This is a genomic window from Hymenobacter metallicola (assembly GCF_004745645.1).
GTDB classification, from domain to species: Bacteria; Bacteroidota; Bacteroidia; order Cytophagales; family Hymenobacteraceae; genus Hymenobacter; species Hymenobacter metallicola.
In genome coordinates this window covers 1245543-1272381 of the sequence record NZ_SRMB01000001.1, presented here as the reverse complement: position 1 = coordinate 1272381, position 26839 = coordinate 1245543, and the positions used below count along the sequence as shown (strand labels likewise).

Below are 26839 nucleotides of genomic sequence, written 5' to 3'. Positions count from 1 at the left end.
GCTAGCAGGGGCGCAACCCCCAGGCTGCCGGCCAAGCTACGGCATACAACCGATAGTTTTGATGAAGAAGCGTATCGGAGGAACTCGACCCTGCCTGGATGACAGGCGGTAGAATACCCAGCAAAAGTAAGCCCGCCGAAGCATTGCATCCGGCGGGCTTACGCACTAGGGGGCAAGAGCAGGCTAGAAAGCCGCTACAATTTCCTGGTAGGAAATCAGCATCAGGGCCACCACGGCCGTAGCCAGGCCGAACCGGCCCCGGGTCCCGAGTTGCTCCCGGAACAGGAAGCCCGCCCCAACGGCGCCCAGCAGAATGGTGGCTACGTTGGCAACGGGGTACACAAAGGCCCCGTCGTTGCCGAAGTTGCCCAGAGCTTTTATCAGGAAGTAAATCGAGAAATAGTTGGGAATACCCAGAATGATACCGGCCAGCAGGTTTTTCAGGGCAAACGGCTGCCCGCCCTTCGCCAGGCGGCTGAGCATAAGCAGCCCCCCGATGGCGCCGGCCGTGGCAAACGTGACCAGGGGAAATAATGTGCGGGTGGCCGCGTCGGGCAGCAGGGTCGAGCTGGCAAAGTTGAGCAGGGAGTCGCCGGCGCCGCTGGAGACGAACAGCAGCAGGGGCAACCACCAGCCGGCCGCCGGAGCCGCCTCCGGCGCTTCGGCAGTGGCCGAGCGGCGCGGCAGGGCCGTGAGCAGAATAGCCAGCAGGGCCAGGGCCATGCCCGCGTAGTTGATGAAGGTGTAGGGCCGCTGGGAGAGGCGCAGCACCAGCAGGTTGAAGAGCACGGGCAGAATCAAAGACATCTTGTTGGCCACCGACGCGGCACTAACGCCCACGCGCTGGGCCGTGAGGGCCACCAGATAAAACGTGCCGATAAAGAGGCCGCCCAGGGCCACCGCCGCCACCAGCCAGGGGCCACCCGCCCGTAACGGGGCCAACGAGGGCATGCCCGACGCCAGCCAGCCGACGACCACGCAGGTACCGTAATTGACAATCAGGGCCTGGAAGGTGTCGACGCCGAAACGGGAAAAGTACTTGAAAATGAAAACGATGGTAACCGAAAACAGGACTGAAAGTAAAAGAGCAAGCATGCGGGACGCGGCAAAATGAAATGGTGGGAATCGGCAAAAGGGCCGCAAAAATACGACACGGCCGCCTCGTTTGCCCGCTGCACCCCGATTTTACTTGTACTTTCGCCCTTCCGGCCCTGCTTACCGCCTTTTTATTTTCTGCATGCCTGCTGCTTCCTCTTGTTTGCTGCCCCTGCCCGAGCAAGGTGACCAGTACGTGGTGCGGCTGCACGCAGAACCGGCTGGTGGGGCGGCTCCGCCCACGCTGCCCCTGGCGTTCGAGTCATTTTTGTACCTGACGCCCCGCCACCTGCGCCTGCAGCGCCATAGTGGGCAGCTTTTTTCCTTTTACCTCGAAGACCAGCGCCGTCAGCGCACCGTGGCCCAGCTGCACGTAGTAGCCGAGGCCGAAGCCCACGTGGCGCTAAGCCCGGGGCAGGCTCCGTTCGGCGGGGTACAGCTTACCCACGACCTGCCCGCAGCCGTGCTACGGGCCTTGTTGCAACTGGCGGAGCGGGAGCTAGCGGCGCGGGGCTGGCCCCGGCTGCGGCTGCGCAGCTACCCCTTTGCCTACGACCCGGCGGGCAGCGCCCGGCTCACCCAGGTCCTGCAGCAGCTGGGCTACGCCGTCACGCTGGCCGAAATCAACAACCACCTGCCCCTGGATACTGACTTTCGGGCCCGGCTCCACCCCTCCGAGCGGCGGCGGCTGCGCAAGTGCCGGCAGCAGGGCTTCGTCTTCGAGCAGGAAACGCCCCTGTATTTGCCCCTGGCCTACGAGTTTCTGAGCCGCTGCCGCCAGGAGAAGGGCCAGACGCTGTCTATGAGTCTGGAGCGCCTGCAGGAGCTGTTTCAGCAGTTTCCGCAGGACCACTTTCTGTTCTCGGTGCGTACGCCGGCCGGCGAATGGGCGGCCCTGACCATTGCTATTCGGGTCAGCAGCCGGGTGTTGTATAACTTCTACCCGGCCAGCCCGCTGGCTTTCAATACGTTTAGCCCGGTCGTGCTGCTCAACGAAGGCCTGCACGCCTTTGGCCGGGCCAACGGACAGGCCCTGCTCGACCTGGGCACCTCGACGCTGCCCGAGGGCCTGAACCAGTCGTTGCTGCAGTTTAAGCGCCATCTGGGCGGCGTGCCCAGCCTCAAGCTCACGTTCGAGAAGTAGCGCCCGGCTGGAGCAAGCCACCCGCGCAGCTTGGGTACGGGTCCACGCCGGAACATCCGCTACTTTTGTGGTTCATGCAGCCCGCCGACTCCGCCGATACGTCTTCTTCTTCCCTGCCCGTGGCCGGCGGCATCAGTCGTTTCCTGCGGGGAGCCTTCAGCTCGGGGCTGGCCGTGGGAGCCCGCACGGCCGGGGCTTTGCTGCTCAACAAGCTGCTGGCCGTGTACGGCGGCCCGGGCGGCCTTACGCTGCTGGCGCACTTCCAAAACCTGATGGCCCTGTTTACCACCCTGCCCAACGACGGGGTGCACGTGGGCATTGTCAAATACCTGGCGCCGCTGCGGCCGGGCTCGGGGCGTTACCGGGTGTGGGTAGGCGCGGGGCTGCTGCTCAATGGCCTGGCCCTGCTGCTGGGCACGCTGGTGCTGTTTACGGGGCAGCAGGCTCTGGTAGGCGTGTTTCGTCCGTCCTGGTTGTGGGTGGGCTTGTTTGCCCTGGGCATTGTGCTGCTCACGCTCAACACGTTCTGGGTGGCCGTGCTGCTGGCGGCGGGCCGGCTGCGGGCCTACGTCTGGCTGACCACCATTCTCAGTGGCATCGGCGTGGCGGGCGTGGCCGCGGCGCTGTATTGGGAGCTGGCCGTGGAAAAGGTGCTGCTGGCCTACCTGCTAGCCCAGGGGCTCACGCTGCTGCCAACCCTGGCGCTGTGTGGGCACTACGGCTTGCTCACGTCCTGGCGCGGCCAGATTAGCCGCGGGGCCGTGCGCGACCTGGGCCGGTTTCTGCTGATGGCCCTGAGTGTACTGCTCTTCAGCAAAGCCGTGGACTTTGTGCTGCGCGACGTGCTGATCCGGTATTTCAACCTGAGCCAAACCGGGTTGTGGCAGGCCGTGGCCAAGCTGTCGGACAACTACACGATGGTGTTTTCCGCCGTAATGGGCAGCGTGTACTACCCCCGCCTGGCCGCTTTAATCGGGCAGCCGGCGCCGCTGCGGACCTACGTGCGCACGGTGCTGCTGGTGCTGGCGCCCGGGCTGGCGCTGGGTCTGGGGCTGCTCTACGGCCTGCGCGACTGGCTGCTGCCCGTGCTCTTCGACGCGCGGTTTGCCGCCGCCCGCGGCCTGCTGGCCCCGCAGTTTCTCGGCGACTGGGCCAAGTTCCTGACCTGGACCTTCCTGTTTTTGCTGATGGCCAAAGCCCACGTGGGCCGCTACGTGGCCGTGCAGGCCGGCTCGGCGGTGCTGTATGCCCTGCTGCTGGCCGTGCTGCTCCCGCGCTACGGACTGCTGGGGGCGCCCCTGGCCCACGCCGCCCGCTTCGGCATCTTGCTCGGGGGCTGTATCGTCTACTTCCGACCTCACTGGCGCTGATTCAGCATGCAAGAACCCTCCCCAATCACGTCGTCATTGTCTGTTCAGGAACCCCTGCCGCTGGTTACCGTTGTGGCGCTTTGCTATAATCACGCGCCTTTTCTGGCCGAGGCCCTGGACTCCCTTCTGGCCCAGACCTACCCCAATCTGGAGGTGATTCTGGTGGATGATGCCAGCACCGATGCCAGCCGGGATATTCTGCGGAAGTATGCGGCGGCCCACCCGCACTGGCAAGCCATTTTCCTGCCCGAAAATATCGGCAACTGCCGGGCCTTCAACCAGGCTTTTCGCCAGGCCCGGGGCGAGTTCTTCATTGACTTTGCTACCGACGACGTCCTGCTTCCCGAGCGAGTTGCCCGGCAGGTAGCGTGCTTCCAGCACTTGCCACCCGACTACGGCGTGGTATACACCGATGCCGAGCTGATTGATGAAGCCTCGGCCCACGTGCGCTACCATTACCGCCGCCAGGCCGGCGGGCAGCTACACCCGCGGCCGGCCTCGGGCTTTGTCTTTGCCGAGGTGCTGCGCCGCTACTTTATCAGCACGCCTACCATGATGATGCGGCGCGCGACGCTCGAACAGCTGGGTGGCTACGACGAAACGCTGGCCTACGAGGACTTCGACTTCTGGGTGCGCGCCGCCCGCGACTTTCGGTTTTATTTTCTTGATGAAGTAACCACCCGTAAGCGGCTGCACGCCAGGGCTATGTCGCGGCGGGGCTACCGGCCCAACGACCCGTTTCTGGCCTCCACTATCCGGGTGTGTCGCAAGGCCCAGGTCCTGTGCCGCACGCCCGCCGAGCAAGCCGCCCTGGCCGTGCGCCTGCGCTGGGAGCTACGGCAGGCCGTGCGCTGGGGCAACTATTCCGAAGCCTGGGACCTGTTTCAGCTGCTTACCGAAACCCAGACCGTGCAGCCCCTCGATTGGGTGCTGGGGCAGTATGCCGGGCTGCGCAAGAAGTAACACCCGCCCGACTGCTAGGGCTGGTTAGTCAATGCCATACAACTGCACGGTGCCGACCTGCTTGACCAACCGGCGCCGGGGAAAACGGGCCAGCACATCCGCCCGGGAGTAGCGGATCAGCTTGCGGGTCAGCTCCGGGTTGGTCAGGGTGCTGGCATTGACCAGCAGCCAGGCCTTTTCTCCGGGCCGCCGCCGCACGGAGTCGGCGGCGGCATAGCGGCGGAACTGCAGGCCGGGGGGCACCTGGTAGCCGTAGTAGAAGTCGTAGTTGCCGATCAGAAAATCGTCGACGAAAACCACGCCCCGGGCCGGGGCCCGCAGGTGTTGCGCCAGCACCTGCTGCTGGGCCGCGTGGCCCGATACGCTGGGTTTGCGCATAAAATACACCGGCCGGATGCTCAGCATAGCCGCCAATGCCAGCAGGGCCAGGGCCGCAAAGCCTTCCGTGCCCGGGACTCGCCAGGCCGCTGAATCCACTGGCCGAGCCAGCCAAGTAGCCACCGCAAAGTAGAGGGCCAGGCCCCCGTACAGTACGCTTATGCTGTTGTGCAGCCACCCGGCGCAGGCCAGCAGCGCTGCCGCCAGCCAGTAGCCCTGGCGGGGACTCCGTACAAAAGCCCGCAGCCCAAAGCCGGCCGCCAGGCACAGGGGCGGCAGCAGGGGCGTGGTCATGCGCGGAATCAGGGTAATGGGGTTGTAGTGCGTAAGTGAGGTGCTACCCAGCCAGTAAAAAGCCAGGGTCGTCGCCGCCAGAGCCAGCCAGAAATCGGCCTCCGGGTGCTGCCTACGACGGCGGCCCAGCGCGGCGGCCAGGGCCAGCAGCAACGCCACGCCCAGGCCCGTCCCCACCAAAAAGGCCAGGGGCTGGTACGTGAGGCGGGCCAGTAGCGCGGCCCGGTTGCCCTCCAGGAAGTTGCCTTCCTTTAAGAATTCGTTGGTGTGCTCAATCAGGTGAATGCGGTAGAACGCGTCGTCAGTATAAACCTGGTAAAACGCCAGGTAGGTGCCCAGCAAAGCAGCCCCGACCCCGACGGCAGCCAGCCAGAACCGGCCGTGGCGCCGCCGAAACATATCCAGGGCCAACACGCCCAGGTAGAAAGGCAGGTAGTAAACAATGGTTTCCTTGCTCAGCAGGGCCGCAAAGTTGAGGACTGCAAATCCAACTCCCCAAAGCACTGGGCGGCGTAGCTGTTCCCGGCCCCGTAGTAAGCTCACGCCGCAGCACAAGCACCAGAACATCAAGATATTATCTGGGTACAGGTAATTGGTAAGATTAAGCGTGAAATAATGGAGGCCCAGCAGCAGCATGGCCCCGGCGGCCACCACCGGCTCCCGTTTCCGGTAGGTCATCCAGAGCACTAGGGCGCACCCCAGCGTGGCCAGCAGGGGCCAGAGGGTGGTGGAAATGATGGTGATGCCGAAGAGTCGATAGAGCAGCGCCACGGGCCCAAAAATCAGCCACCTTTCCTTGAGCGGGTCGTGCAGCAGCCCCTGCGGATCAGGCTCGACCCGAAACGTCCCGCTGGCCAGCTGGTGGGCATAGCGGGAGTAGAAGTAGTCGTCCAGGTCATACAGCCCTTCGTGGGTCAGGAAAAAGTAGGCCAGCGTGAGCAGCACCACAAAAACCAGGGTCAGGTCGGGCAGGCGGGGGGAATGAGGCTTCACGGCTGCAAAGCAACCGATTTAGCGGCACTTACCCGCCGCACCCCCCGGCGTAAGTGCCGCCCGCGGCGCAGAAACCATTTTCCGTGCTCATCTTTACTCCGTCGTCTTTTCACCTGACCAGTTCCCGCCCGTTTTGCCCCATGCTCAGTTCCCGATTTCTGCGCGTTGTCGTCTTGCCGGCCCTGCTGCTGGCTGCCACGGCGGGCCTGGGCTGCTACTACGAAACCAACGACGACCTGAGCATTACCCTGCTGCTGCAGGGCAGCACGGCCGCCGCCCCGGTTACCGACTTGCACCTCTACTTCCACGGCCTGGCGCCTCTGCTGGCTGCGCTGTACCAACAGTGGCCCGGCTTGCCCTGGTACGGACTCACGCTCTACGGGCTGCTCTACGCCGCTACCGGGCTGGCCTTTGCCGTGCTCGACAAGCTACTGCGTACCCGGTTGCCCGCTCGTTTTCTGGTGCTGGTGCTGCTGGGCTTCTACGCCTTGGCCTGGCTCGAGCACGGGTTGTGGTTTAGCTACGTGCGGGTGCCGGTGCTGCTGGCGGGCAGTGCCCTGCTGCTGGCGGCCCAGCGCCTGGGGCGGCGCCGTATCCTGGCCGTCGCCCTGCTGGCTGTGGTATTGGCCGGACTCATTCGCCCTAGTGCCGCTGGGCTGGGGCTGCTGGTGGCGGCTCCCGGGGCCATGTGGCTGGCCGGCCGCCGCGGGGCTTCCCTGGCCGGGGGAGCTTTGGCGCTGGTCGTGGTGGGCAGCGGCGTGCTGGCCCTGACGAGCAGTGCTCTGGTGGCCAATTACCGCACCCTGGATGTGCTTAAGTCCAACCTGAACGACTACCAGCTCTACCAGCCTACCGCGCATACCTCTACTACCGACCAGCTGGGGCTAACGGCGGTGGGGCACTGGGCCTTTGGTGATTCTACTTTGGTCAACCAGGCGCTGTTTGCGCGCAGCACCCGCTTGCAGCCCGACTATTTCCTGCCAGCTGTGCTGCCAGCCAAGCTGACGACTCTGGGCAGCTTGCTGGTCCGGGATTATTTTGCCCTGCTGCTCCTGCAGGTACTGCTCTGGCTGCGCGTGGCTCAGAGCCAGCGTTACCCGCACCGCCAACGCTTCTGGCTGGCCCAGCTGGCGGTGCTGGGGTTGCTGGTTGGGTTGGGGGGGCTTCTCAAGTTGCCGCCGCGGTTGGGCATGCCGATATGCTCGCTCTGGCTGCTGAGCAATCTGGCCTACGTATTCCAGGATTCCAGGCGCCAGCTGCCGCGCTTTTCGCCCGCCTTTTTTGCGGTGCTGATTTTACTGCTGCTCGCCTACGCCTTCAAAACCACCCACCGGGTGCAGGTTTTGAGGCAGGAGCGGGCCCGTGGCCTAGCGGTGCTGCTTCCGTTGCAGACCCTGACCCAACAGGGGCAGCTACTGGTAGCGGCTGGGTTGGAAAGCGCCTATAAATCTCAGTCGCCGTTTCAGGTGCTGCACTTTGCCCCGGGTTCCGTGGTGGCGCTTACGGGCTGGCCCACGTTGGATCCTTCCCAGGCTCCCTTGCGCGAGCAGCTCACCGGCACGCGCCACTGGCCAACGGCGCTAACCCGGCTGGCCGCCCGCCCGCAGGCGCAGTGGTGGCTAGCCCCGGAAATAGTACCCTGGCTGCAGGCGTACTGGTCCGCCCACGGCTGGCGGGCCACCTTGCAGTCCTACGCTCCGGCCGTGCCCACCGCGGCCGGATTACCTCAACACTACCGGGTTCGGGTGGAAAAGATGAAATAAGGGTAAAATGCCAAAATTTTATAGGCGCCCGAGCAGGTCGGTTTTACGTATCTGTGCAAGGTGAATGCCTACATTTGACCCGAATTCCTTCTTTTTCTCTTCCTATGATTGCAACTGTGGCCTCCCGCGGGGAGGTGCTTCAGCATCTCGAATCCTTTTTAAAAGAAAATCTTGACGGCTTTCTTAGAAAGGTCGAAGACAGCTGGCAACCCGCCGATTTTCTGCCTGATTCCCGCTCGGAGACTTTCTTCGACGAAGTGCGCGAACTACGTGAGCGGGCTAAAGGATTGAGCTACGACCTGTTAGCTGTGCTGATCGGCGACACTATCACGGAAGAAGCCCTGCCCAACTACGAAGCCTGGTTCCACCAGCTCGACGACCTGAACCGTGACCCCAACAACGGCTGGGCCCAGTGGATTCGGGGCTGGACGGCCGAGGAAAACCGCCACGGCGATTTGCTCAACCGCTACCTCTACTTGTCGGGCCGCGTCAATATGCGCGAGTTCGAAACCAGCACCCAGTACCTGATTGCCGACGGGTTTGACTTAGGCACGGCCCACGACCCCTACCGGGCTTTCATTTATACCAGCTACCAGGAAGCGGCCACCAACCTCTCGCACCGCCGCGTGGGCACCCTGGCCCGCAAAGCCGGCGACGCGCAGCTGTCGAAAATCTGCGGCATGATTGCCGGCGACGAAACCCGCCATGCCCGCGTGTACCAGACGTTTGTCGACAAGATCTTCGAAGTAGACCCGTCGGAAATGATGCTGGCCTTTGAGGACATGATGCGCAAGAAAATCGTGATGCCGGCCCACTACATGCGGGAACTGGGCGTGGAGATGGGGAAAACCTTCGGCCACTTCACCGATGCGGCCCAGCGCCTGGGTGTCTACACCAGCCAGGATTATACCGACATTCTGGAAGGGCTGATTACCACCTGGAAGATCGACCAGATCAAAGACCTCAACGGTGCCGCCGAAAAGGCCCGTGACTATATCATGGCCCTGCCCGGTCGTCTGCGCCGCGTAGCCGACCGCATGCCCGTGCCCAAGCTGGAGTACAAGTTTAAGTGGATTGAATAATCTGTCTTAGCTTACACAAACAAGGCCCTTGCTCAAGCTGAGCAAGGGCCTTGTTTGTGTAAGCTGGTTGCGAAGCGGGCTAAAATGGCAAGTTATTCCTGCTCGCTGCTTGTTCGGTGCTCCGCTTCGGTAGCCTGCGGCACGCTTACGAGCTGAGCCGCTTCCCAGCCCACCAGGGCCGCCTTACGCGTGGCGCCCCAGCGGTACTGGCCTAGCTCCCCGCCGTTGCGAATCACGCGGTGGCAGGGAATGAGGTAACCCACGGGGTTGGCGCCAATGGCCGTGCCCACGGCCCGCACGGCCGGCCCGTAACCCGCCTGCGCGGCTAGTCCGGCGTAGGTGGTGAGCTGGCCTTCCGGAATCCGCAGCAGCGACTCCCATACCTTAAGTTGAAAATCAGTGCCTTTCAGGTGCAGATTGAGCCGGTCGGTGGGGCCAAATTCGCGGGCAAAGAACCGAGCTACCTGGGCGTGTTCGGGCGAGGCCTGGGCCCGGAGCGTGGCTTGGGGCCATTCCTGGCGCAGTTCGGTTAGCGCCTGGTCCGCATCGTCGGCAAAGTGCAGGCGACAAATGCCTTTGGAAGTAGAGGCTACCAGGTAGGGCCCAAACCGGCTTTCTCCGAAGCTGTAGCCAATCGTGAGGGAGGCGCCGCCCTGGCGGTATTCCCCGGGCGTCATGGCTTCCAGCGTCACGAACAGGTCGTGGAGGCGGCCCGGGCCCGAGAGGCCGGTAGCATAGGTGGCCTCGGCTACGGACGCCTGCCGCTGCAGCAGGTGCTTGGCGTGGGCTACGCTCAGGTATTGCAAAAACTTCTTGGGACTAACGCCGGCCCACTCCTGAAATTTGCGTTGAAAATGAAACGGGCTCCAGTGGGCCTGCTCGGCAATTTGTTCCAGCGTGGGCTGGGCCCGAAAATTATTCTGGATATAGCCAATAGCGGCGGCAATGCGTTGGTAGTCAGTCATGGCAAAGGCAGATTTGTTCTCAAAGCTACGGCCCGAGCCAGCCCCCGAAAACCCGATTCTTGCGCAGGTAGCTGCCGACAAACAAAAAGCCATTGCCCGGCAGGGCAACGGCTTCGTAACAAGGGGCTTGAGGGTTATTGAGCCTGGGCAGCCTCGTTCACCACGCTGACCTGGCGGAAGGTCAGGCTTTTCTCGGGTAGCACATACCGAATGGTGCGGGTGCCGCCGCTGGGGCAGCAGTTGGCGTCGGTGGGGCCGTAAACAGGAAAGGTGCGTACAACCTCCTTACCCTGAAGGCGGAATTTGTCCTGCCCCTGGTAGCCGCGGGCGGCCGGGCCGCTGAGCTTGGGCATGCTCATTCGTTCCCAGTCTTTGCCCCCGAACCAGTAGCCGCGTACCTCCCCATACGAGCCGCTGCCCGCGCCTTCCACGAAAACCAGCAGCTCCGAGCCCGGCCCCGACGTCAGCTTGACCAACTGGGCGTCTTTCACCTCGCCCAGAATCGAATCCTGGGCCGTGGTCAGCTCCTGCCCGTCTTGCTCGGCCCGCACCAGCAACTGGCGCTGGCCCAGCCGGCCGGCCGAGCGGACCACGAACGTATAGGGGGCCGCCGTCAGGGTTTTATTGAAGCCGGGCGGGGGAGCCGGAGTGGCCTCAGGCGCGGCGGAAGTAGTGGGGTTGGGTTGGCCGGTAGTCGTTTCGCGGGCACTGTCGCAGCTGGTGGCGGCCAGCAGGGAAGCCGCCAGCAGCAGGCGGGAAGAGGTACGCATACAAAGGGGTGAAAAAAGGTATAGCTGCCTATACGGCAACGGGAGCGGGGAAGATAGGCTGGCCCGCGGCTTATTCTACCACTTTCACGCCCTTCCAGAACGCTACCCGGTTCTTGATTTCCTTGGCCGCCTCCTTGGGCTCGGGGTAATACCAGGCCGCATCTTTGTTGAGCTCCCCGTTTACGCGCAGGGAATAGTAGCTGGCCCGGCCTTTCCAGGGGCAGGAAGTCTGGGCGATGCTGTCCTCAAAATATTCGCGCTTGATGGCGTCAGCGGGGAAATAATGGTTATTTTCGACTACTACCGTATCGTGGCTTTCCGCAACGACGGTGTTGTTCCAAATGGCTTTCATAGGGGGGTGGTTGGGTTTAACAATCGGCTGCCGTCCTGAAGGCAGGGAAGAACCTTGTCGGATACTGAACGGTTCGGGCTACCGTACCAGGCCCGTTACGGACGCAAAATACCTGACAAAGCACCCCAAACGAACATTGCTGCCGGCCCTATTGTTATCAACGCTCAATCCCTAAGAATATGTCCGCAGGTTTTCGTTTCCGGGATTTCGTGCCCGAAGAGTCGTCCGAGAAAGGCTTCGAGACACTGTTTAAGCTGTTTATGCAACTGGTCACCATCACGTCGGGCGACGTGGCCGAGGCCTTGTCGTGGCTCAACGAGCTCGACAAGCAGTACGGCCTGACCGACAACGAGTACGGGATGGGCAATTTCATCGAGGACCTGAAGAAAAAGGGCTACATCGATGAGAACGAGCAGGAGCGGGGTGCCTTCAAGATTACGCCCAAAACCGAGCAGGGCATCCGCAAAAGCGCCCTGGAAGAAATTTTCGGCAAGCTCAAGAAAGGCAACACCGGCAACCACCGCACCCCCCAGACCGGGCAGGGCGACGAGCTGAGCACCGATATCCGCGACTTCCGCTTCGGCGACTCCCTGGAGCAGATTTCGATGACCGAGAGCATCCGCAACGCCCAGCTCAACCACGGCTTGTCCGACGAGTTCATGTTAGCCGAGGGCGACCTGGAAGTGCGCGAAACCGAGCACAAAACCCAGACCAGCACGGTCTTGATGATTGACATCTCGCACTCGATGATCTTGTACGGCGAGGACCGTATCACGCCCGCCAAGAAGGTGGCCATGGCCCTGGCTGAACTCGTGAAGCAGAAGTACCCCAAAGACTTTCTGGACGTCATCGTGTTCGGCAACGACGCCTGGCCCATTACCATCAAGGATTTGCCCTACCTGGAAGTCGGCCCCTACCACACCAACACGGTGGCTGGTCTGGAGCTGGCCCTGGACCTGCTGCGCAAGCGCAAAACGGCCAACAAGCAGATCTTCATGATAACCGACGGCAAGCCAACTTGCCTGAAGGAAGGCAACGGCTACTACAAAAACAGCTTTGGCCTCGACCGGAAAGTGGTGAACAAGACCCTGAACCTGGCCGCCGCCGCCCGCCGCCTCAAGGTGCCCATCACCACCTTCATGATTGCCTCCGACCCGTATCTGCAGCAGTTTGTGGAGGAGTTTACCCAGGTTAACCAGGGCAAAGCCTACTACAGCAGCCTCAAGGGCCTGGGCCACCTGGTATTTGAAGACTACAAGCGCAACCGCCGCAAAACGCTGTAGATGAAGTCTTGGTAGCGAAAAAATGCCATCATGCTTGCTCTGACAGACGCCAAAGCAAGCATGATGCTCCTTTGCGTTTAGTACCGGCCGAAAAAGAATGATCCGAACCAACCACCCCCTTGGGTAGTTGTACTTTTTGATTGCCTAGCCCTAGCGCCTACCGCCCCGGTTGTTGCGTAGGTACAGCATACTCCCTATCCCCGATATGAAATCAACTGACATCCGTACCCTCGGCGACTTGAAAAAGTCCGGCTACCAGCCCCGTTCCGTGAAGCAGGAGCTACGCGACAACCTGATTGCCAAGCTCCAGGCCAAAGAAGAGGTGTTTCCCGGCATCTACGGCTACGAGGAAACCGTGATTCCCGACCTGCAGCGCGCTATTCTGAGCATGCACCACATCAACCTGCTCGGGTTGCGCGGCCAGGCCAAAACCCGCATTGCCCGCCTCATGGTGGACTTACTCGACGAGTACATCCCCGTCGTGGAAGGCTCCGAACTCAACGACGACCCGCTGGAGCCCCTGAGCATCTACGCCAAAAACCTGATTGCCGAGAAGGGCGACGCCACGCCCGTAAGCTGGCTGCACCGCTCGGAGCGCTACACCGAGAAGCTGGCCACCCCCGACGTATCGGTAGCCGACCTCATCGGCGACGCCGACCCCATCAAAGCGGCCACGCTGAAGCTGCCTTACTCCGACGAGCGGGTAATTCACTTCGGGTTGATTCCTCGCTCGCACCGCGGCATTTTCGTCATTAACGAGCTGCCCGACCTGCAGGCCCGCATTCAGGTGTCACTCTTTAATATTCTGCAGGAAGGCGACATCCAGATCCGGGGCTTCAAGGTGCGCCTGCCCCTGGATATCCAGTTCGTCTTTACGGCCAACCCCGAGGACTATACTAACCGCGGCTCCATCGTGACCCCGCTCAAGGACCGGATTGACTCCCAGATTATCACGCACTACCCCAAAAGCATCGAAATCGGCAAGCGTATCACCAAGCAGGAGGCCCGCATCAAGCCCGAGCAGAAGGGCATGGTGACCTCGAACGAAATCGTGCACGACCTGGTGGAGCAGGTGGCCGTCGAGGCCCGGGGCTCGGAGTTCGTCGATGCCAAGAGCGGCGTGTCGGCCCGCCTGACCATTGCCGCCTACGAAAGCCTGGTGAGTGCCGCCGAGCGGCGCGCCCTGATCAACGGCGAAACGAAAACCTACGTGCGCATCGCCGACTTCCTGGCCGCCGTGCCCGCCCTTACGGGCAAGGTGGAGTTGGTCTACGAAGGCGAGCAGGAGGGGGCTGGTATCGTGGCCGAGAAGCTCATGGGCAAAGCCATCCGCACCTTGTTCCTCAACTACTTCCCCGACCCCGACAAGCAGAAGAAAAAGAAGAACATTCCGAACCCTTACAAGGAGGTACAGGACTGGTTCGGGGCCGGCAACACCGTGGACGTGCTCAACGACGCCTCCGACAAGGACTACCACGCCGCCCTGGAGCAGGTGCCCGGTCTGCGCAACATCGTGACCTTTCTGCATCCCAACGAGGACGCCGACACGACCTGGTTTTTGATGGAATTCTGCCTGCACGGCCTGGCCGAGCACAGCCTGATTTCGCGCAACCGGGTCACGCGCGGTACCCAGTTCAAGGACCTCTTGTCGTCGATGTTCACCATGCCCAGCTTCGGCGGGGAGGATGACGAGGACGAGGAAGACCAGAAGCCCCGCCGCCGCCGGTAGGTATGTTACGGGCGCAGAACAAAACCGGTAATTACCAGTGTCCGTGCTGCGGCTTTTTCACCTTTCGCGTGCCGTAAGAGAATGAAATATGTCAGGTCTGCTTCTGGGAGGATGATAAGTTTCAACTTAACAGCCTTGAGGATCCTGATACAGGTGAGGGTGGTCCAAACACAGTTAGTCTCTTGCAAAGCCGCGTTAATTTCCAAGAGTTTGGCGCGATGGATAGGCAGTTCGTGCGACTAGTGCGGGCTCCCTTGCCGGATGAAAAGCCTGATTAACGCATACTAAGCCCCGCGTGCCGAAAGGTGCGCGGGGCTTTTTGCTATTATGCGTAAGCTTGCAGCTCACCAGCAAGGCGGTTGGATACATGAAACAAAAGAAAATCGGGCTAGTCGGCGGTATCAGCTGGGTTTCAACCCTGGACTATTACCGGCTCATCAACGAGGGCGTGAACGGCCGGCTGGGCGGGCTCAATTACGCCGAGCTGCTCCTTTACTCCCTCAACTTTGCCGATGTGCAGGCCGTCACCTGGGAGCATGCCTACGAGCTGCTGCGCGACGCCTGCCTCAGCCTGAAGCGCGCCGATGCTGAGGCCATTGCTCTGTGCGCCAATACGGCCCACCTGTTTGCCGACCGGCTGGAAGCGGAAGTGCAATTGCCCTTCATCCACCTTGTCACCGAAACGGCCAAGGCCCTGCAGCAGGCCGGCCATGCCACCATTGGGCTGCTGGGAACTAAATTCACGATGGAAATGCCCTTCTACCGGGACCGGTTGGAAGCCTTTGGCATCACCGTGCTGACACCCGCCGCGCAGCACACCCGGGACTACGTGCAGCATACCGTTAAAGAGGAACTGGGCCGGGGAATCATCAACCCGGAAACCAAAGCCCGCTACCTCTCCATTGTGCAGGATTTGGTAAGCAGTGGAGCCACGGCCATCGTCTTAGGCTGCACCGAAATTCCCTTGCTTATTAGTCAGGCCGATATTTCCGTGCCCGTGTTCGACACGGTACAAATTCACGCAGCCGCTATCGTAGACTATATTGTATCGTGAGCGGGCTCGGCCGCTGCTGGTAGTCAAACCGGATGCTGCGTACCGGTTAAGTATAGCCAAGGGGCCTTGCTCCGCTTCGTAGTAGCGTGAACAAGGCTGCCCACCGGGCCGGGAGCTGGTCGAGCAGCCGAAGTGAGTTTATGCTGCTTCTGCGGCAGGGTGCGAAGTAGGGCTTCGTTCTGGTGGCTGAGCCGTTTTCTGGCTGTATTTCAGGCCTCTGTAATCCACTCAGACAGTAAAACCGTTCATTCACCTAAGAAAGGCTGCCATCGGGCGAAACTTTTTCCGCGGCGGGAACCGGTAGTGTTGCTTTGTATCATTCCAACGGCCCAACAGGACTCGGAAAGACTTCGAACAACTCTTCGCTCCAACCTTTTTCTGCCATGTTTACTTCGCTCCTCGCTCGTCTTGCTTCGTTGTTTCTTCTGGTAGCCCTGTTGGTGCCGAGTGCACCGGCCGCAGCAGCGGGTCGTGGACCCTTCGTGCGGAGCGTGAGCAAGGGTCGGCCCACTGTGCACCGGCCCAATTACAAGCAATACAATGCCAACAACACGCGTTGGTTTTTTCAGCGCTGGTAGGCCGCTGCTCTTCTCAAAGAGAAATAACTACCGGTTTTTTTACACACCTGACCTGCGCAACACAGCAAAGCCGACTGACTCCTCAGCCGGCTTTGCTGTGTTTAATAGGGCCCAACCATTACTCGACTAGGCCAAGCCGTCTAAGCCCCGCAGCAGTTGTTCAAGTTGGTGCTGCTCCCGTTGCACGTGGTGGTGGCTGAAGCGGCGAATCATTACCACGGTCAACAACGCCAGACCGGTCGGCAGCACCAGTTGCCAGGCAGGCCGCCCGCGGTAGATGTCCATGAAAAACAGCGCCAGCCCCGTATTCAACAGGATGACGTAGGCTTGGTAAAACGGCAGGCCGTAGCGCTGCTGCCACTGGTAGTAGCGGCGCAGTCGGGCCCCGTAGGCTGGCGGGGTTTCCCGCGCCGGGAAGGTGTAGAATAGGCGCAGGGTCCGTTGCTGCCGCCAGATAGCGCCCAGCAAGGCCCCGCCCGTCAGCAGCAGGCCCGCCGCGCCCAGGGCACCCACCGGGGACGTAAGCCAAACCCAAAGCATCGCCAGCGGTGCTGCCAGCAGGCAGAGCAGGGTAAAGAACTTGCGCAACAGGATATTACGGCGGCGGCTGGCCAGCTGGCGGCGCTGCTCGGCGGCCGGCACTAGGGCTTCCGGCGCGGGCGCGGCTTGCCAGAGGCGGCGCAGGGCCTCGTCGGCGGGGTCAGAGTCGGGAAAGTCAGGCAGCATCGTCTTCGTCGGGTAGGTGGTGCAGGAGCTGGGTGAGGCGCTGGCGGATGCGGTGCAGGCGCACCCGGATGTTGCCCTCGGTCTGGTCGCAGATGTCGGCAATGCGGGCGTAGGGCTGCTCGTCCAGCACCAGCATCATCAGCAGGCGGTCGGCTTCGGGCAGCTGGCCCAGGGCCCGGTGCAGGCGCGCCAGCTGGGCAGCCTGGGGGTCGGGAGGCGGGGCGGGCTGCTCGGGCAGCACGGGCACCGGGGTATCGGGCCGGCGCTTGGTCTGGCGCACCCATTGCAGGCAGGTATTGACCGTAATCCGGTAAAGCCAGGTACTCAGGGCGGCCTCGTGCCGAAACCGGTCGAGGTTGAGCCACACCCGCAAAAAGACTTCCTGCAGCAAGTCGTCGGCCTGCTCGGTGTCGCCGCCACAGTAGCCCAGGCATAGGCGCCACACCCGCCGCTGGTGCGACTGGTACAACTCGTCAAACAGGGCGGTAGTGGCGGCTGACATGCGCAGCAGTTAGGAGAGCCGGGCGGAAGTTAGCGTTTGCTGGGATGAGCGGCCAGATACTGCTCAATGTTGGTCAGCGTCCAGCGTGGGTCGTCGAGCATGATAAACTCCCGGGCCGTGTCGTGGAGGCGAACTTCCCCGCCCGCACCGGCACCGGCGAGTTGCCGCTCAAACAAGGGCTGCACCTGGGCGTGGGTCAGGTCGGGTTTCACGGCTTTGCCGGCCACCCAGATACCCAGCAGCAGCACCGGCACTTGCAGGCGGGGCAGGGCGGGGCGCAGGTCGGTGGTCATGCTCTCGTACACGATGTTGGCCCAGGTGGTGCGGTCGGCCTGGGCAGCCCACCCCAGCAGGCGGCGCTGCTGCAGCGTATCAGTAGCCCAGGTGCTGATAAACATCTGTTGCTGCTGCAGAAACGTGCCCTGAGCCATACTCACCAGGCGGCTGAGCAGCTGCTCCCGGGCCGGCAGCTTCAGTGAATCGGGCGTGAGGCGGGGATTGTGCACGGCAAAGGGCGCGGGCAGCGCTTCCAGCAGGATCAGGCCGCCGAACAGCTCGGGGAAGTCGGTGGCGGCACGCAGCGCCATCATTCCGCCAGTCTGGTGGGCCACCAGCACGGGCTTTTGCAGGTGGTGCTGCTGCACGTAGGCGGCCAGGGCCCGGGCGTAGGTGGCGTAGTAGGAGGCACCAGGAGCCACGGTCAGCGGGGCCATTCCCCCGGTACCGGCCAGCGTCACGACGTGGCACTGGTAGCGCCGGCCCAGCTCAGCGGCTATTTCGCGCCACACTTCCCCCGGGGCCACGTAGCCGGGTACCAGCAGCAGCGGGCGGCCATTCTTTTTGCCCGTTACTTCCACCCGAATAGCCTCGGGGACGTTGGTAGCGGCGGGTTGGGCGGCACAGCCCAAGCTCAGCAACCCCGATAGGCAGGCAAGCAGCAGGAAGCGTTTCATAGCGCAGAAAGGTTTAGTGGTTTTGTCTTTCTGATGCCGGTGGGAGCGGGTTGTTACAGGTAAACTGAAAAATATTTTTCCAGTGGGCCCGCGTGCTTTCCGCTAAAGCGGCCCAGCGGGAGAAGCACCGATCCTGACCACCTAGCCCCGGGCAGTAGCGAGCTTGGCCGGGGCCAGACGCACAAAGCCCCGGCCGTCGCCAAGGACAGCTGGGGCTTTGCTTGAGAAAGGGAAAGCAGGCTTAGGCCTCGTTTACCACAATCTTCTTAATCTCGTCGTTGGCTTTGATCTGGTCGATAATGTCCAGGCCTTCTACCACCTTGCCGAACACGGTGTGGTTGCGGTCGAGGTGGGCGGTCTGGTCGCGGCTGTGCACGATAAAGAACTGGCTGCCACCGGTGTTGCGGCCGGCGTGGGCCATGCTCAGCACGCCACGGTCGTGGTACTGGTTGCCGCCGGTCAGCTCGCAGTCGATTTTATAGCCGGGGCCGCCGGTGCCGGGCATGCCTTTGGCGCCCTCACGGGTGTTGGGGCAGCCACCCTGCACCACGAAATTGGGAATCACGCGGTGAAATTTCAGCCCGTCGTAGAAGCCTTTCTGGGCCAGGTCGGTGAAGTTCTTCACCGTATTGGGAGCATCTTGCTCGAAGAATTCAACTTTCATCACGCCGTGCGTGGTGTGGATTTCGGCAGTTTTCATGCGTTGGAAAAGGGGAATAGGTGGATTGCTTAAAGCGCAAGACCGTGAAAAATGTTTCGGGCGCGGGCAAAGGTAACCAATTCGGCTGCGGGCAAAACATCCGTTCGGGCTCAGGGTTCCGTACAATCCTGCAACAATGTTGGAAGATGAATATTTCGATATTGCCGCAGTACTTTCCCCAGCCACTTCCTAACCCCGTTCACAACCCATGAAAAAGACCCTGAGAAACGCCTCCCTGGCGTTCTGTGCCGCCCTGGCCAGCGCCAGCCTGAGCAGCTGCAACGACAATAAAACCACGGAAAAAGCCACGGCCGAAACCGAAGCCATTGCCACCGTCGACTCGGCCGCCATGCTCTCCGACTCAGCTCGTATGGCCAAGCCCGAAGGCGTTATGGTTGATGGCGTAGCCATGACCCCCGACAAGAACATTATCCAGAATGCCGTGCAGGCTACCAGCGTCAGCACGCTGGTACGGGCCGTATCGGCGGCCGATTTGGGTGGTACGCTTAGCGGCCCCGGCCCGTTCACGGTTTTTGCTCCCACCAACTCCGCCTTTATACAGCTGCCGAAAGGCGCTATGGCCGGCCTGATGAAGCCCGAAAGCAAGGAAAAGCTTAAGGGCGTGCTCACCTACCACGTCATTGCCGGCCGCCTCGTGGCTTCCGACCTGAAAGACGGACAGGAGCTGACGACCGTGAATGGCGAGAAAGTGAAAATCTCGGTGAAGGGCGGTAAAATCATGGTGAACAATGCCACCATCCAGATTCCCGACGTGATTTCCAGCAACGGCGTTACCCACGTGGTAGACCAGGTGCTGCTGCCCCCCGCTCCGAACTTGTAGAGCCCGGGTAATGAGAAAAAAAGCCGTTCTGCTGAGCAAAGCAGGACGGCTTTTTTTGTGCCTGAACGGTCCGCTTACCGTACCAGCCCCGTCCCGGCCGCTACGCGCTGGGCAAAGGAGGTCCAGTCGTGCTGGCCGGGCGGGCGGGCTACGGTGGCCGCCAAATGGTTGCGGATGATGCTGGCAAAAGGCATGCTTACCCCAAGCTCGTGAGCCTCGGTTTGCACCAAGTCCAGATCTTTGCGCAGCACGTAGGGAGCTGAGCCCAAATTCTTGTAGTCCTGCGTCGCTAGTACCTGGCCGTAGCTGCGGTACACCGGGGTGTTGAACAACGTACTGGTGAGCATGTCGTACACCTGCTGGCGGCTCAGGCCACTTTTTTCGGCCAGGCCAAAGGCTTCCGACATGGCTTCGATGGCGGCGCCGAGCAGGAAGTTGCCGCAGAGCTTGACCACATTGGCCGCCCCGGTGTCTTTGCCGAAGTCATGCACGCCCTGGCTAAAGGTAGCCAGCAGCGGCCCCAGGTCCTGCTTGGCCGGCACCGAGCCGCTGGTGCACACCCAGAGCTTGGCTGCCCGGGCCGCCTCGGGCTGGCCGAATACCGGAGCGGCAATCAGGCGGGAGCCCTGGCGGTAATGGGCCCGGGCCAGCTCCCGGGTGGTTTCGGGACCCACGGTACTGCACGAAATGTGCACGGCCTTGGCTGGCATGTTTTGTAGCAGGCCCTCTTTTCCCGTCGTCACCGCCCGCAGGGCCGCGTCATCCGTTACCATTGTGAAGACGAAAGCAGCTTCGGCCACCGCTGCGGCCGGCGTGGCGGCTACTACCGCGCCTCGCTCGCCCAGGTCGGCGGCTTTGGCGGCCGTGCGGTTATACACCGTAAGTGGGTAGCCGGCCTGCAGCAGCTGCTGGGCCATAGCGTGGCCCATGTTGCCGAGCCCAATAAAGGCGACGTGTGGTGTGGCAGTAGGCATGGTCGGGCAGGTTGAGGAGTGGGAAGTAAAAACCCTCCCCGGTATTCGCCGGAGAGGGTAGTTTGGTTGGGTTTTGCGCCGAAAACTTGCGGTTGAGCTAGTGGGGCAAGGCCTAGTGCCGGTTGTCGTCGTCGTTGAGCATGCTCACGTAGCTGTCGTAGCGGGGCAGGGCAATTTTGCCTTTCTCCACCGCTTCCCGCACGGCGCAGCCCGGCTCGTGCACGTGCTGGCAGTTGTGGTAGCGGCACTGGTTGAGCAGGGCGCGCATTTCGGGAAAAAAGTGGGCCAGCTGCCCGGGGGCAATATCGACCAAGCCCAGCTCCTTGATGCCGGGCGTATCAATCAGGTAGGTGCCGGGGCGCACCTCCAGCATTTCGGCGAAGGTGGTCGTGTGCACGCCCTTGTCCGAAAACTCACTGATTTCGGCCGTTTTCAGGTCCAGGTCGGGAACCAGGGCGTTGATGAGCGTGCTTTTGCCCACGCCCGAGTGCCCCGACAGCAAGGAAACTTTGCCATCGAGCAGGGCGTCCACATCGGCCACGCCCTCGCCCGACTGGGCTGAGCAGCGCAGGCCCGGGTAGCCGGTGCGGGTATACATTTTCAGCACCTGGTCCTGGTAGCTGGAAAGGTCCTCATCGAAGAGGTCCGTCTTGTTGAAAATTAGCGTCACGGGGATGCTGTAGGCCTCGGCCGTCACCAGAAACCGGTCGATGAACCCGAACGAGGTAGCCGGCGACACCAGCGTGACGACCAGCAGGGCCTGGTCCAGGTTGGCGGCCACAATGTGGGCGTGCTCGGCCTTGTGCACCGAGCGGCGAATGATATAGTTGCGCCGCGGCTCGATGTGGTGAATTACGCCCGCACCCTCGGTTTGCTCTTCCACGGTAAACTCCACCTGGTCGCCGACGGCCAGCGGGTTGCTTACCTTCAGGCCCTTGTTTTTGAACTTGCCCCGCAGCCGGCAGCGGTGCAACTGGCCCGTAGCCGTTTCGCGCACCAGATACCACGAGCCCGTCGATTTAACTACAATACCGGTCATGGGAATAATGTGCTAATGTGGTTGAATGGGAAGAAAGGGCGGAAGCGGCGCGGGTGCTGGCATGGCGCTGGCTCACCGCTTCACCCCTTGCCCTTCGAGCCAGCGCATGATGAGGGCCGTGGCGCCCGCCTTTTGGTGAACATATTCCAGGCTGAGGTCCTGCACCACGAGGCGGGCGGCTTCGTTGCGAAAGAGGGGCGCAAAGGCGTCTTTCAACTCCTGGGCAGTGCGCACCGGAAAGGCGCACCGCATCTCCACCAGGTCCAGGGCTTCCTGAAACTTGCCGTAGGTTGGGCCAAAGAAGAGGGGTAGGCCAAAGGCGGCCGCCTCCAGCGTATTGTGCAGCCCTTTGCCAAAAGCCCCGCCGATGTAGGCAAAGTGCCCGAACCGGTAAAGCTGGCTAAGCAGGCCCACATTGTCCATCAGCAGCACCCGCGCCTGGCTCACCGTCGCGGCCTGGGCCTGGGAATAGCGCACTACCTGGCCGGGCAGGGCTTCTTCCACCAGGCGCAGGTTGGTTTCACTGATTTCGTGGGGGGCCACGATAAAGCGCAGCTCCTGCTGGTACTGCTGCAAAAGGGGCGTTAGCACGGGCATGTCTTCGGGCCAGCTGCTGCCCACAATGCAAACCGGCACCCAATCATCGGTGAACGCATCGACCAGGGGCAACTCCCGGGGCGGAGCCGAGGCTGTGCGCACTACGGTGTCGAAGCGGGTGTCGCCGGCCACGCTGGCCTGCCCAATACCGGCCTGCCGCAGCAGCTGCACCGAGGCTTCATTCTGCGTGAAAATATGGGTGAAGCACTGCAGCATACGACGGTAAAAACCACCCCAGGGCTGAAAAAACACCTGGCCCGGCCGGAAAATGGCCGATACGCAAATCGTCGGCACCCGGCGGCGGCGCAGGCCGTCGAGCAGGTAGTACCAGAATTCGTATTTCACAAACACGGCCAGCTGGGGCTGGACGGCGTCCAGGAACTCCTGGGCATTGTCGCGGGTATCCAGCGGCAGGTAGAAAACATAGTCGGCGCCCGGCCAGTTGTGGCGCACCGCGTAGCCCGAGGGGGAGAAAAAGGTCAGCACGATTTTATGCTGGGGGTGTTGCTGGGCGTAGGCTTCCATCAGGGGGCGGCCCTGCTCAAACTCGCCCAGGGAGGCGCAGTGAAACCAGACCCGGGGCGCCGGGTCGTCGTGCAGCGTGGTGCGGATGTGTTCCAGCAGGCCCCGGCGCCCCGCTATCCACTGCTCGGCTTTGGGCACGAAGGGTGCTACCAGCCGCAGCAGTAGGGCGTAGAGGTGGAGGCCAATGGTATAGAGAAAACGCAACGGTTTAGCTTAGGTAGAAGGGGCAGCGTGCCGAGGTTGGGAAGGCCCAGCGCAAACTTTCGGCAAAAATAGGCTTTTACCCGCCGACAAACGACAAGAGCCCCAACCGGCTGGTTGAGGCTCTTGCTAGAAGTTGCTTTCGGGCGGCCGGCGCTACCCACTGGAGGTAGCTTACCCGGCCCTGCACTTAGTGGGCCTGCTTGCCCAGGTAGTTTGCCACCCCTTCGCGGGTAGCCTGCATGGCTTCTTTGCCTTCCTCCCAGTTAGCGGGGCATACTTCGCCTTTTACTTCGAAGTACTGCAGAGCATCTACCATGCGCATAGCTTCGTCGATGCTGCGGCCCAGCGGCCCGTCGTTTACGACCTGGTGACGGACGATACCGTCTTTGTCGATCAGGAACAGGCCCCGGTAGGCCAGGGGCGAACCTACGAAGGTCATTTCGCCGGCTTCGTTGTAGTCGTAGTGACCACCCAGCACGTCGTAGTTAGCGGCAATGGTTTTGGTCGCGTCGGCTACCAGCGGGTAGGTTACGCCCTCGATGCCGCCGTTGTCGCGGGGCGTCTGCAGCCAGGCAAAGTGCGAGAAGTGCGTGTCCGTCGAGCAGCCAACAATGGCTACGCCCTTCGCTTCGAAATCGGCCAGACGCTCCTGGAAGGCAATGATTTCGGTGGGGCACACGAATGTGAAGTCGGCGGGGTAGAAGTAGAAGATAACGTGCTTCTTACCCAAGTAGCGGTCCAAAGAGAAATCCTCTTCGAATTCGCCATCAATTACGGCCGTAGCCTTGAAAGAAGGAGCACGCTTACCAACGAGAACTGCCATTGTAGGAAGTGTAAAAATGGAAAAAGGGAAAAGTCAGATAAGAGAACGTAGTGAGGCCACGCTGAGCACAGAATGGGCGAACAAAGGTCTGCCCATCAGCTGCCCGCTCCGGTGCCAAGCACTACTAAGAGGAAGTTCGGGAACCGGCGATATGCAACGAAAAGGAGTGGGGCTCAAAATTGCCCAGGCCGTGGGTCGCAAAGAACTCACGAATCAGCGTGTCCAGCTCGGGGTTGCTGTAGTCAATAATCTCCTTGGTATCGGTGCAGTAGAGGTGATGGTGGGCATTGCAGTCCGAATCGTAGCGGCGGCAGGCCCCATCGGCGGCGGCGACCCGCTTGGTCAGGCCGGCGGCCACAAAGCTGTCCAGGGTCTTGTAAACGGTGCCCAGCGACACCGTGGGCTCGGTCAGCACCACTTGCCGGTGCACCTGCTCGGCCGTCGGGTGGCCCGGTAGCAGCAGCAGGCTCTCCAGAATCAGGATGCGCTGGGTGGTGGCCCGCAGCCCCGCCTTGGCCAAACGCTGCCGTAGCTCGGCCCGGTCGGGCTGGCAGGCAGGGGAAAGAGTATGGTCAGAAAAAGATGTCACAGGTAAGAATGATTCTCCACAAAGGTAATTAGAGAAGCCGTTGCCTGCCAAAAAGGTTTAAAATTGAATTCAAAATCAACTTCTCGCGGCCGGTGCCAGTGTCTAGATCAGGCCCGCAACGGCCGCGCTCCGACACACGAACTGAAAGGTTTGGCGGGTGCGTTGCTCCAGCAGCAGTTCGCGCCCGTCGGTCAGGCGGCGCACACTGGCGCTGTCGTAGTTCTTGATGGTGTACAGCTCCAGCTCCGTGTTGTAGTGAATCGTGAACTGGTCGCGCAGCTGGCCCAGCAGCTTTTCCAGACGGTAGGCCGAAAAGTCGGTGCAGACGGAAAAGGAAATGGCCGAGTTCTGCATCATGTTGATTTTCAGCCGGGCCTGGGCTAGGGCGCCGAAAATCTCCTCCAGGTTTTCCTCCGAAATAAAGGTCAGGTCCTTGGACTCAAACGAAATCAGGCACTGTGCGTCCTTGCGAATAAAGGCCGGGGCCAGCAGCTCGTGCCGACAGTCACCGATGCGGGTGCCCTCGGCCGTGGGGTCGAGAAAAGACTTCACCAGCAGCGGAATGCGCCGCACGGCCAGGGGCTTGATGGTTTTGGGGTGAATCACGGAGGCCCCGTAGTAGGCCATTTCAATGGTTTCCTGGTAGCTTATTTCCGGGTAGCGAACCGTGTCGGCAAAAAACTTGGGGTCGGCGTTGAGCAGGCCCGCCACATCCTTCCAAATGGTCACGGCCTGCGCCTGCAGGCAGTAGGCAAAAATGGCGGCGGTGTAGTCGGAGCCTTCCCGGCCCAGCGTGGTGGTGTGCCCGCTCGGGGTGCCGCCCAAAAAACCCTGCGTCACGACCGGACCCCGCTGCAACAGGGGCGGCAGCTGGTCGCGCACGTTCCACTCGGTAGTTGGCCAGTCGATGCGGCCTTCGCGCCAGGTGTGGTCGGTACGCAGCATGGGGCGGCAGTCGAGCCACTGGGCCTCCAGGGCCCGGGCCACTATGCAGGTCGCCAGCAGCTCGCCGAAGCTGATAATTTGGTCGTAGTGCTGGTCGAAGCTGTCGGCTGGTTGGGGTTCCTGCTGGAGCCTGGCCAGGAGCTGGTCGAGTTGCTCCAGGAGCTGGTGGAGCTGCCTGTGCTCTGCCGCTTGTCCCCCAAACAGCTCCTGGGCGACGCCGGTATGAAAGCCGCGTAGCGCCTGAAGCTGGGGGCCATACTCCTGGGCCGTAAAGGCCAGCTGGAAGATTTCTTCCAGGGCATTAGTGGTTTTACCCATGGCCGACACCACGATGAGCAGCTGGGAGTGGGCCGCCTGCCCGCGCACGATACGGACCAGATTCCGGATAGCCGCCGCGTCTTTCACCGAGGCGCCGCCGAACTTATAGACCTGTAGGGAATGAGGTTCCTGCATGGGCCAAAAGTAGGCAGCAGCCCGCAGATGTGGCGAAAAACCTTAGTTTTGTAGGCCAGAACAACTGCTCACCCACCCACTCTATGGACCACAATAAACTGGCTCTCCCCGTCGGTACCACCCTCGACCGATTCATCATGCGCAAGCAGGAGGACTTCCCCTACGCCACCGGGGAACTCTCGCAGCTGCTGCGCGATATTGCTTTGGCAGCCAAGATTGTAAACCGCGAAATCAACCGCTCCGGCCTGATTGATATTGCCGGGGCCTACGGCAACCAGAACGTGCAGGGCGAAGACCAGCAAAAGCTCGACGTCATTGCCAACATCCGCTTCATCCGGGCCTTGCGCAACGGGGGCGAGGTGTGCACCATCATTTCCGAGGAAGACGAGGACATGATTCAGACCGGCAACAACCAGGGCAAGTACGTGGTGGCCATCGACCCGCTCGACGGCTCGTCCAATATTGATGTCAACGTCAGCATCGGCACCATCTTCAGCATCTACCGCCGCGTGTCGCCCACCGGCACCGAAGGCACGGAGCAGGACTGCCTGCAAACGGGCACCCATCAGGTCGCCGCTGGCTACGTGATTTACGGCTCGAGCACCATGCTGGTATACACGACCGGCAACGGCGTGAACGGTTTCACCTACGAAAACTCTCTGGGCGAATTTTTCCTGTCGCACCCGCAGATCAGCACCCCCAAGACCGGCGCCATCTACTCGATTAACGAAGGCAGCTCGGAGCATTTCTCCGAAGCCACGGCCGCCTTTGTGGCGTATTGCAAGCAGCAGAACTTCTCGGCCCGCTACATCGGCTCGTTGGTAGCCGATTTCCACCGCAACCTGCTCAAGGGCGGCATTTACATGTATCCGGCCACCAAGAAGGCCCCCAACGGCAAGCTCCGGCTGATGTACGAATGCAATGCCCTGGCTTTCATTGTCGAGCAGGCCGGGGGCAAATCCAGCAACGGCCGCAGCCGCACCATGGAAATCGAGCCCAAAGGCCTGCACGACCGGAGCCCGCTGTTTATCGGCTCAACCGAGCTGGTCGAAAAAGCCGAGGAATTTCTGGCCGCTGAGTATTCCGATGCGGTAGCTTCGCTGTAAGCCGCATACCCAACAAAAAAGCCTGGCTGTTGCATCAGCCAGGCTTTTT

The 26839-nt window shown here is 61.7% G+C and carries 26 protein-coding genes; 11 read left to right on the top strand and 15 right to left on the bottom strand.

From position 1 onward, the window contains the following. Window positions 1–183 precede the first annotated feature (183 nt). Complete coding sequence (locus E5K02_RS05390) at window positions 184–1095, bottom strand: hypothetical protein (RefSeq protein ID WP_135392812.1); 912 nt, start codon at window positions 1093–1095, stop codon at window positions 184–186. A 142-nt stretch (window positions 1096–1237) separates the two neighbouring features. On the opposite strand from E5K02_RS05390, the gene E5K02_RS05385 reads away from it, so the two are divergent. The 3 genes from E5K02_RS05385 (at window position 1238) to E5K02_RS05375 (ending at window position 4572) form a co-directional block, all read left to right on the top strand. Then, complete coding sequence (locus E5K02_RS05385) at window positions 1238–2239, top strand: hypothetical protein (RefSeq protein WP_135392810.1); 1002 nt, start codon at window positions 1238–1240, stop codon at window positions 2237–2239. Window positions 2240–2313: 74 nt separating this feature from the next. Continuing rightward, window positions 2314–3609: an MATE family efflux transporter gene (locus tag E5K02_RS05380; RefSeq protein WP_135392808.1), complete on the top strand. Its 1296-nt coding sequence runs from the start codon at window positions 2314–2316 to the stop codon at window positions 3607–3609. Window positions 3610–3615: 6 nt separating this feature from the next. After that, a complete protein-coding gene (locus E5K02_RS05375) occupies window positions 3616–4572 on the top strand; it encodes a glycosyltransferase family 2 protein (RefSeq protein ID WP_135392806.1) in 957 nt (318 codons plus the stop codon). 24 nt (window positions 4573–4596) lie between these two features. Here the strand turns inward: E5K02_RS05375 and E5K02_RS05370 are convergent, their stop codons facing one another. Further along, window positions 4597–6237 carry an ArnT family glycosyltransferase gene (locus E5K02_RS05370; protein ID WP_167856292.1) on the bottom strand — a complete coding sequence of 547 codons (1641 nt, stop codon included), beginning with the start codon at window positions 6235–6237 and terminating at the stop codon, window positions 4597–4599. A gap of 140 nt (window positions 6238–6377) precedes the next feature. Here E5K02_RS05370 and E5K02_RS05365 point away from each other — a divergent pair, with 140 nt between their 5' ends. Beyond that, window positions 6378–8000: a hypothetical protein gene (locus tag E5K02_RS05365; RefSeq protein WP_135392802.1), complete on the top strand. Its 1623-nt coding sequence runs from the start codon at window positions 6378–6380 to the stop codon at window positions 7998–8000. Window positions 8001–8104: 104 nt separating this feature from the next. Further along, the gene (locus tag E5K02_RS05360) at window positions 8105–9082 is read left to right on the top strand and encodes an acyl-ACP desaturase (protein ID WP_135392800.1); all 978 of its coding nucleotides are present in this window, start codon (window positions 8105–8107) and stop codon (window positions 9080–9082) included. A gap of 92 nt (window positions 9083–9174) precedes the next feature. On the opposite strand, the gene E5K02_RS05355 is transcribed toward E5K02_RS05360, so the two are convergent. The 3 genes from E5K02_RS05355 to E5K02_RS05345 form a co-directional block, all read right to left on the bottom strand. Beyond that, window positions 9175–10047 carry a bifunctional transcriptional activator/DNA repair enzyme AdaA gene (locus tag E5K02_RS05355; RefSeq protein ID WP_135392798.1) on the bottom strand — a complete coding sequence of 291 codons (873 nt, stop codon included), beginning with the start codon at window positions 10045–10047 and terminating at the stop codon, window positions 9175–9177. A 134-nt stretch (window positions 10048–10181) separates the two neighbouring features. Then, window positions 10182–10817: a hypothetical protein gene (locus E5K02_RS05350; RefSeq protein ID WP_135392796.1), complete on the bottom strand. Its 636-nt coding sequence runs from the start codon at window positions 10815–10817 to the stop codon at window positions 10182–10184. A gap of 70 nt (window positions 10818–10887) precedes the next feature. Beyond that, on the bottom strand, window positions 10888–11169 hold the full coding sequence (locus E5K02_RS05345; protein ID WP_135392794.1) for a DUF427 domain-containing protein: 282 nt from the start codon (window positions 11167–11169) through the stop codon (window positions 10888–10890). 179 nt (window positions 11170–11348) lie between these two features. Between E5K02_RS05345 and E5K02_RS05340 the strand changes: the two genes are divergently transcribed. From E5K02_RS05340 to E5K02_RS05325, 4 genes are all read left to right on the top strand, one after another. Further along, entirely contained in the window at window positions 11349–12452 is a 1104-nt protein-coding gene (locus tag E5K02_RS05340) for a vWA domain-containing protein (protein ID WP_135392792.1), read from the top strand. Window positions 12453–12657: 205 nt separating this feature from the next. Next, window positions 12658–14181, top strand: coding sequence for a sigma 54-interacting transcriptional regulator (locus E5K02_RS05335; protein WP_135392790.1), 1524 nt, complete (start codon window positions 12658–12660; stop codon window positions 14179–14181). Between the two features lie 86 nt (window positions 14182–14267). Next, complete coding sequence (locus tag E5K02_RS26220) at window positions 14268–14459, top strand: CPCC family cysteine-rich protein (protein ID WP_206025941.1); 192 nt, start codon at window positions 14268–14270, stop codon at window positions 14457–14459. Window positions 14460–14548: 89 nt separating this feature from the next. Continuing rightward, complete coding sequence (locus tag E5K02_RS05325; protein WP_135392788.1) at window positions 14549–15235, top strand: aspartate/glutamate racemase family protein; 687 nt, start codon at window positions 14549–14551, stop codon at window positions 15233–15235. A 704-nt stretch (window positions 15236–15939) separates the two neighbouring features. Here E5K02_RS05325 and E5K02_RS05320 read toward each other — a convergent pair. From E5K02_RS05320 to E5K02_RS05305, 4 genes are all read right to left on the bottom strand, one after another. Beyond that, entirely contained in the window at window positions 15940–16539 is a 600-nt protein-coding gene (locus E5K02_RS05320) for a hypothetical protein (RefSeq protein WP_135392786.1), read from the bottom strand. Further along, entirely contained in the window at window positions 16529–17041 is a 513-nt protein-coding gene (locus E5K02_RS05315; protein WP_135392784.1) for an RNA polymerase sigma factor, read from the bottom strand. The genes E5K02_RS05320 and E5K02_RS05315 overlap by 11 nt, the downstream gene beginning before the upstream one ends. A 29-nt stretch (window positions 17042–17070) precedes the next feature. Continuing rightward, window positions 17071–17994: an alpha/beta fold hydrolase gene (locus E5K02_RS05310; protein WP_135392782.1), complete on the bottom strand. Its 924-nt coding sequence runs from the start codon at window positions 17992–17994 to the stop codon at window positions 17071–17073. 241 nt (window positions 17995–18235) lie between these two features. After that, window positions 18236–18694, bottom strand: a complete 459-nt coding sequence (locus E5K02_RS05305) for a peptidylprolyl isomerase (protein ID WP_135392780.1) — start codon at window positions 18692–18694, stop codon at window positions 18236–18238. Between the two features lie 208 nt (window positions 18695–18902). On the opposite strand from E5K02_RS05305, the gene E5K02_RS05300 reads away from it, so the two are divergent. Next, a complete protein-coding gene (locus E5K02_RS05300; protein ID WP_135392778.1) occupies window positions 18903–19535 on the top strand; it encodes a fasciclin domain-containing protein in 633 nt (210 codons plus the stop codon). Window positions 19536–19609: 74 nt separating this feature from the next. Here the strand turns inward: E5K02_RS05300 and E5K02_RS05295 are convergent, their stop codons facing one another. The 6 genes from E5K02_RS05295 to E5K02_RS05270 form a co-directional block, all read right to left on the bottom strand. After that, window positions 19610–20509: an NAD(P)-dependent oxidoreductase gene (locus tag E5K02_RS05295; RefSeq protein WP_135392776.1), complete on the bottom strand. Its 900-nt coding sequence runs from the start codon at window positions 20507–20509 to the stop codon at window positions 19610–19612. A 112-nt stretch (window positions 20510–20621) separates the two neighbouring features. Then, on the bottom strand, window positions 20622–21548 hold the full coding sequence (gene rsgA / locus E5K02_RS05290) for a ribosome small subunit-dependent GTPase A (RefSeq protein ID WP_135392774.1): 927 nt from the start codon (window positions 21546–21548) through the stop codon (window positions 20622–20624). 72 nt (window positions 21549–21620) lie between these two features. Next, entirely contained in the window at window positions 21621–22874 is a 1254-nt protein-coding gene (locus E5K02_RS05285; RefSeq protein ID WP_135392772.1) for a 3-deoxy-D-manno-octulosonic acid transferase, read from the bottom strand. 187 nt (window positions 22875–23061) lie between these two features. Next, window positions 23062–23697, bottom strand: a complete 636-nt coding sequence (locus E5K02_RS05280) for a peroxiredoxin (protein ID WP_135392770.1) — start codon at window positions 23695–23697, stop codon at window positions 23062–23064. A 124-nt stretch (window positions 23698–23821) separates the two neighbouring features. Continuing rightward, on the bottom strand, window positions 23822–24286 hold the full coding sequence (locus tag E5K02_RS05275; RefSeq protein ID WP_167856291.1) for a Fur family transcriptional regulator: 465 nt from the start codon (window positions 24284–24286) through the stop codon (window positions 23822–23824). Window positions 24287–24388: 102 nt separating this feature from the next. Next, window positions 24389–25684, bottom strand: coding sequence for an aspartate kinase (locus tag E5K02_RS05270; protein WP_135392766.1), 1296 nt, complete (start codon window positions 25682–25684; stop codon window positions 24389–24391). Between the two features lie 83 nt (window positions 25685–25767). Between E5K02_RS05270 and fbp the strand changes: the two genes are divergently transcribed. Next, entirely contained in the window at window positions 25768–26790 is a 1023-nt protein-coding gene (gene fbp / locus E5K02_RS05265) for a class 1 fructose-bisphosphatase (RefSeq protein WP_135392764.1), read from the top strand. The last annotated feature ends 49 nt before the right edge of the window (window positions 26791–26839 follow it).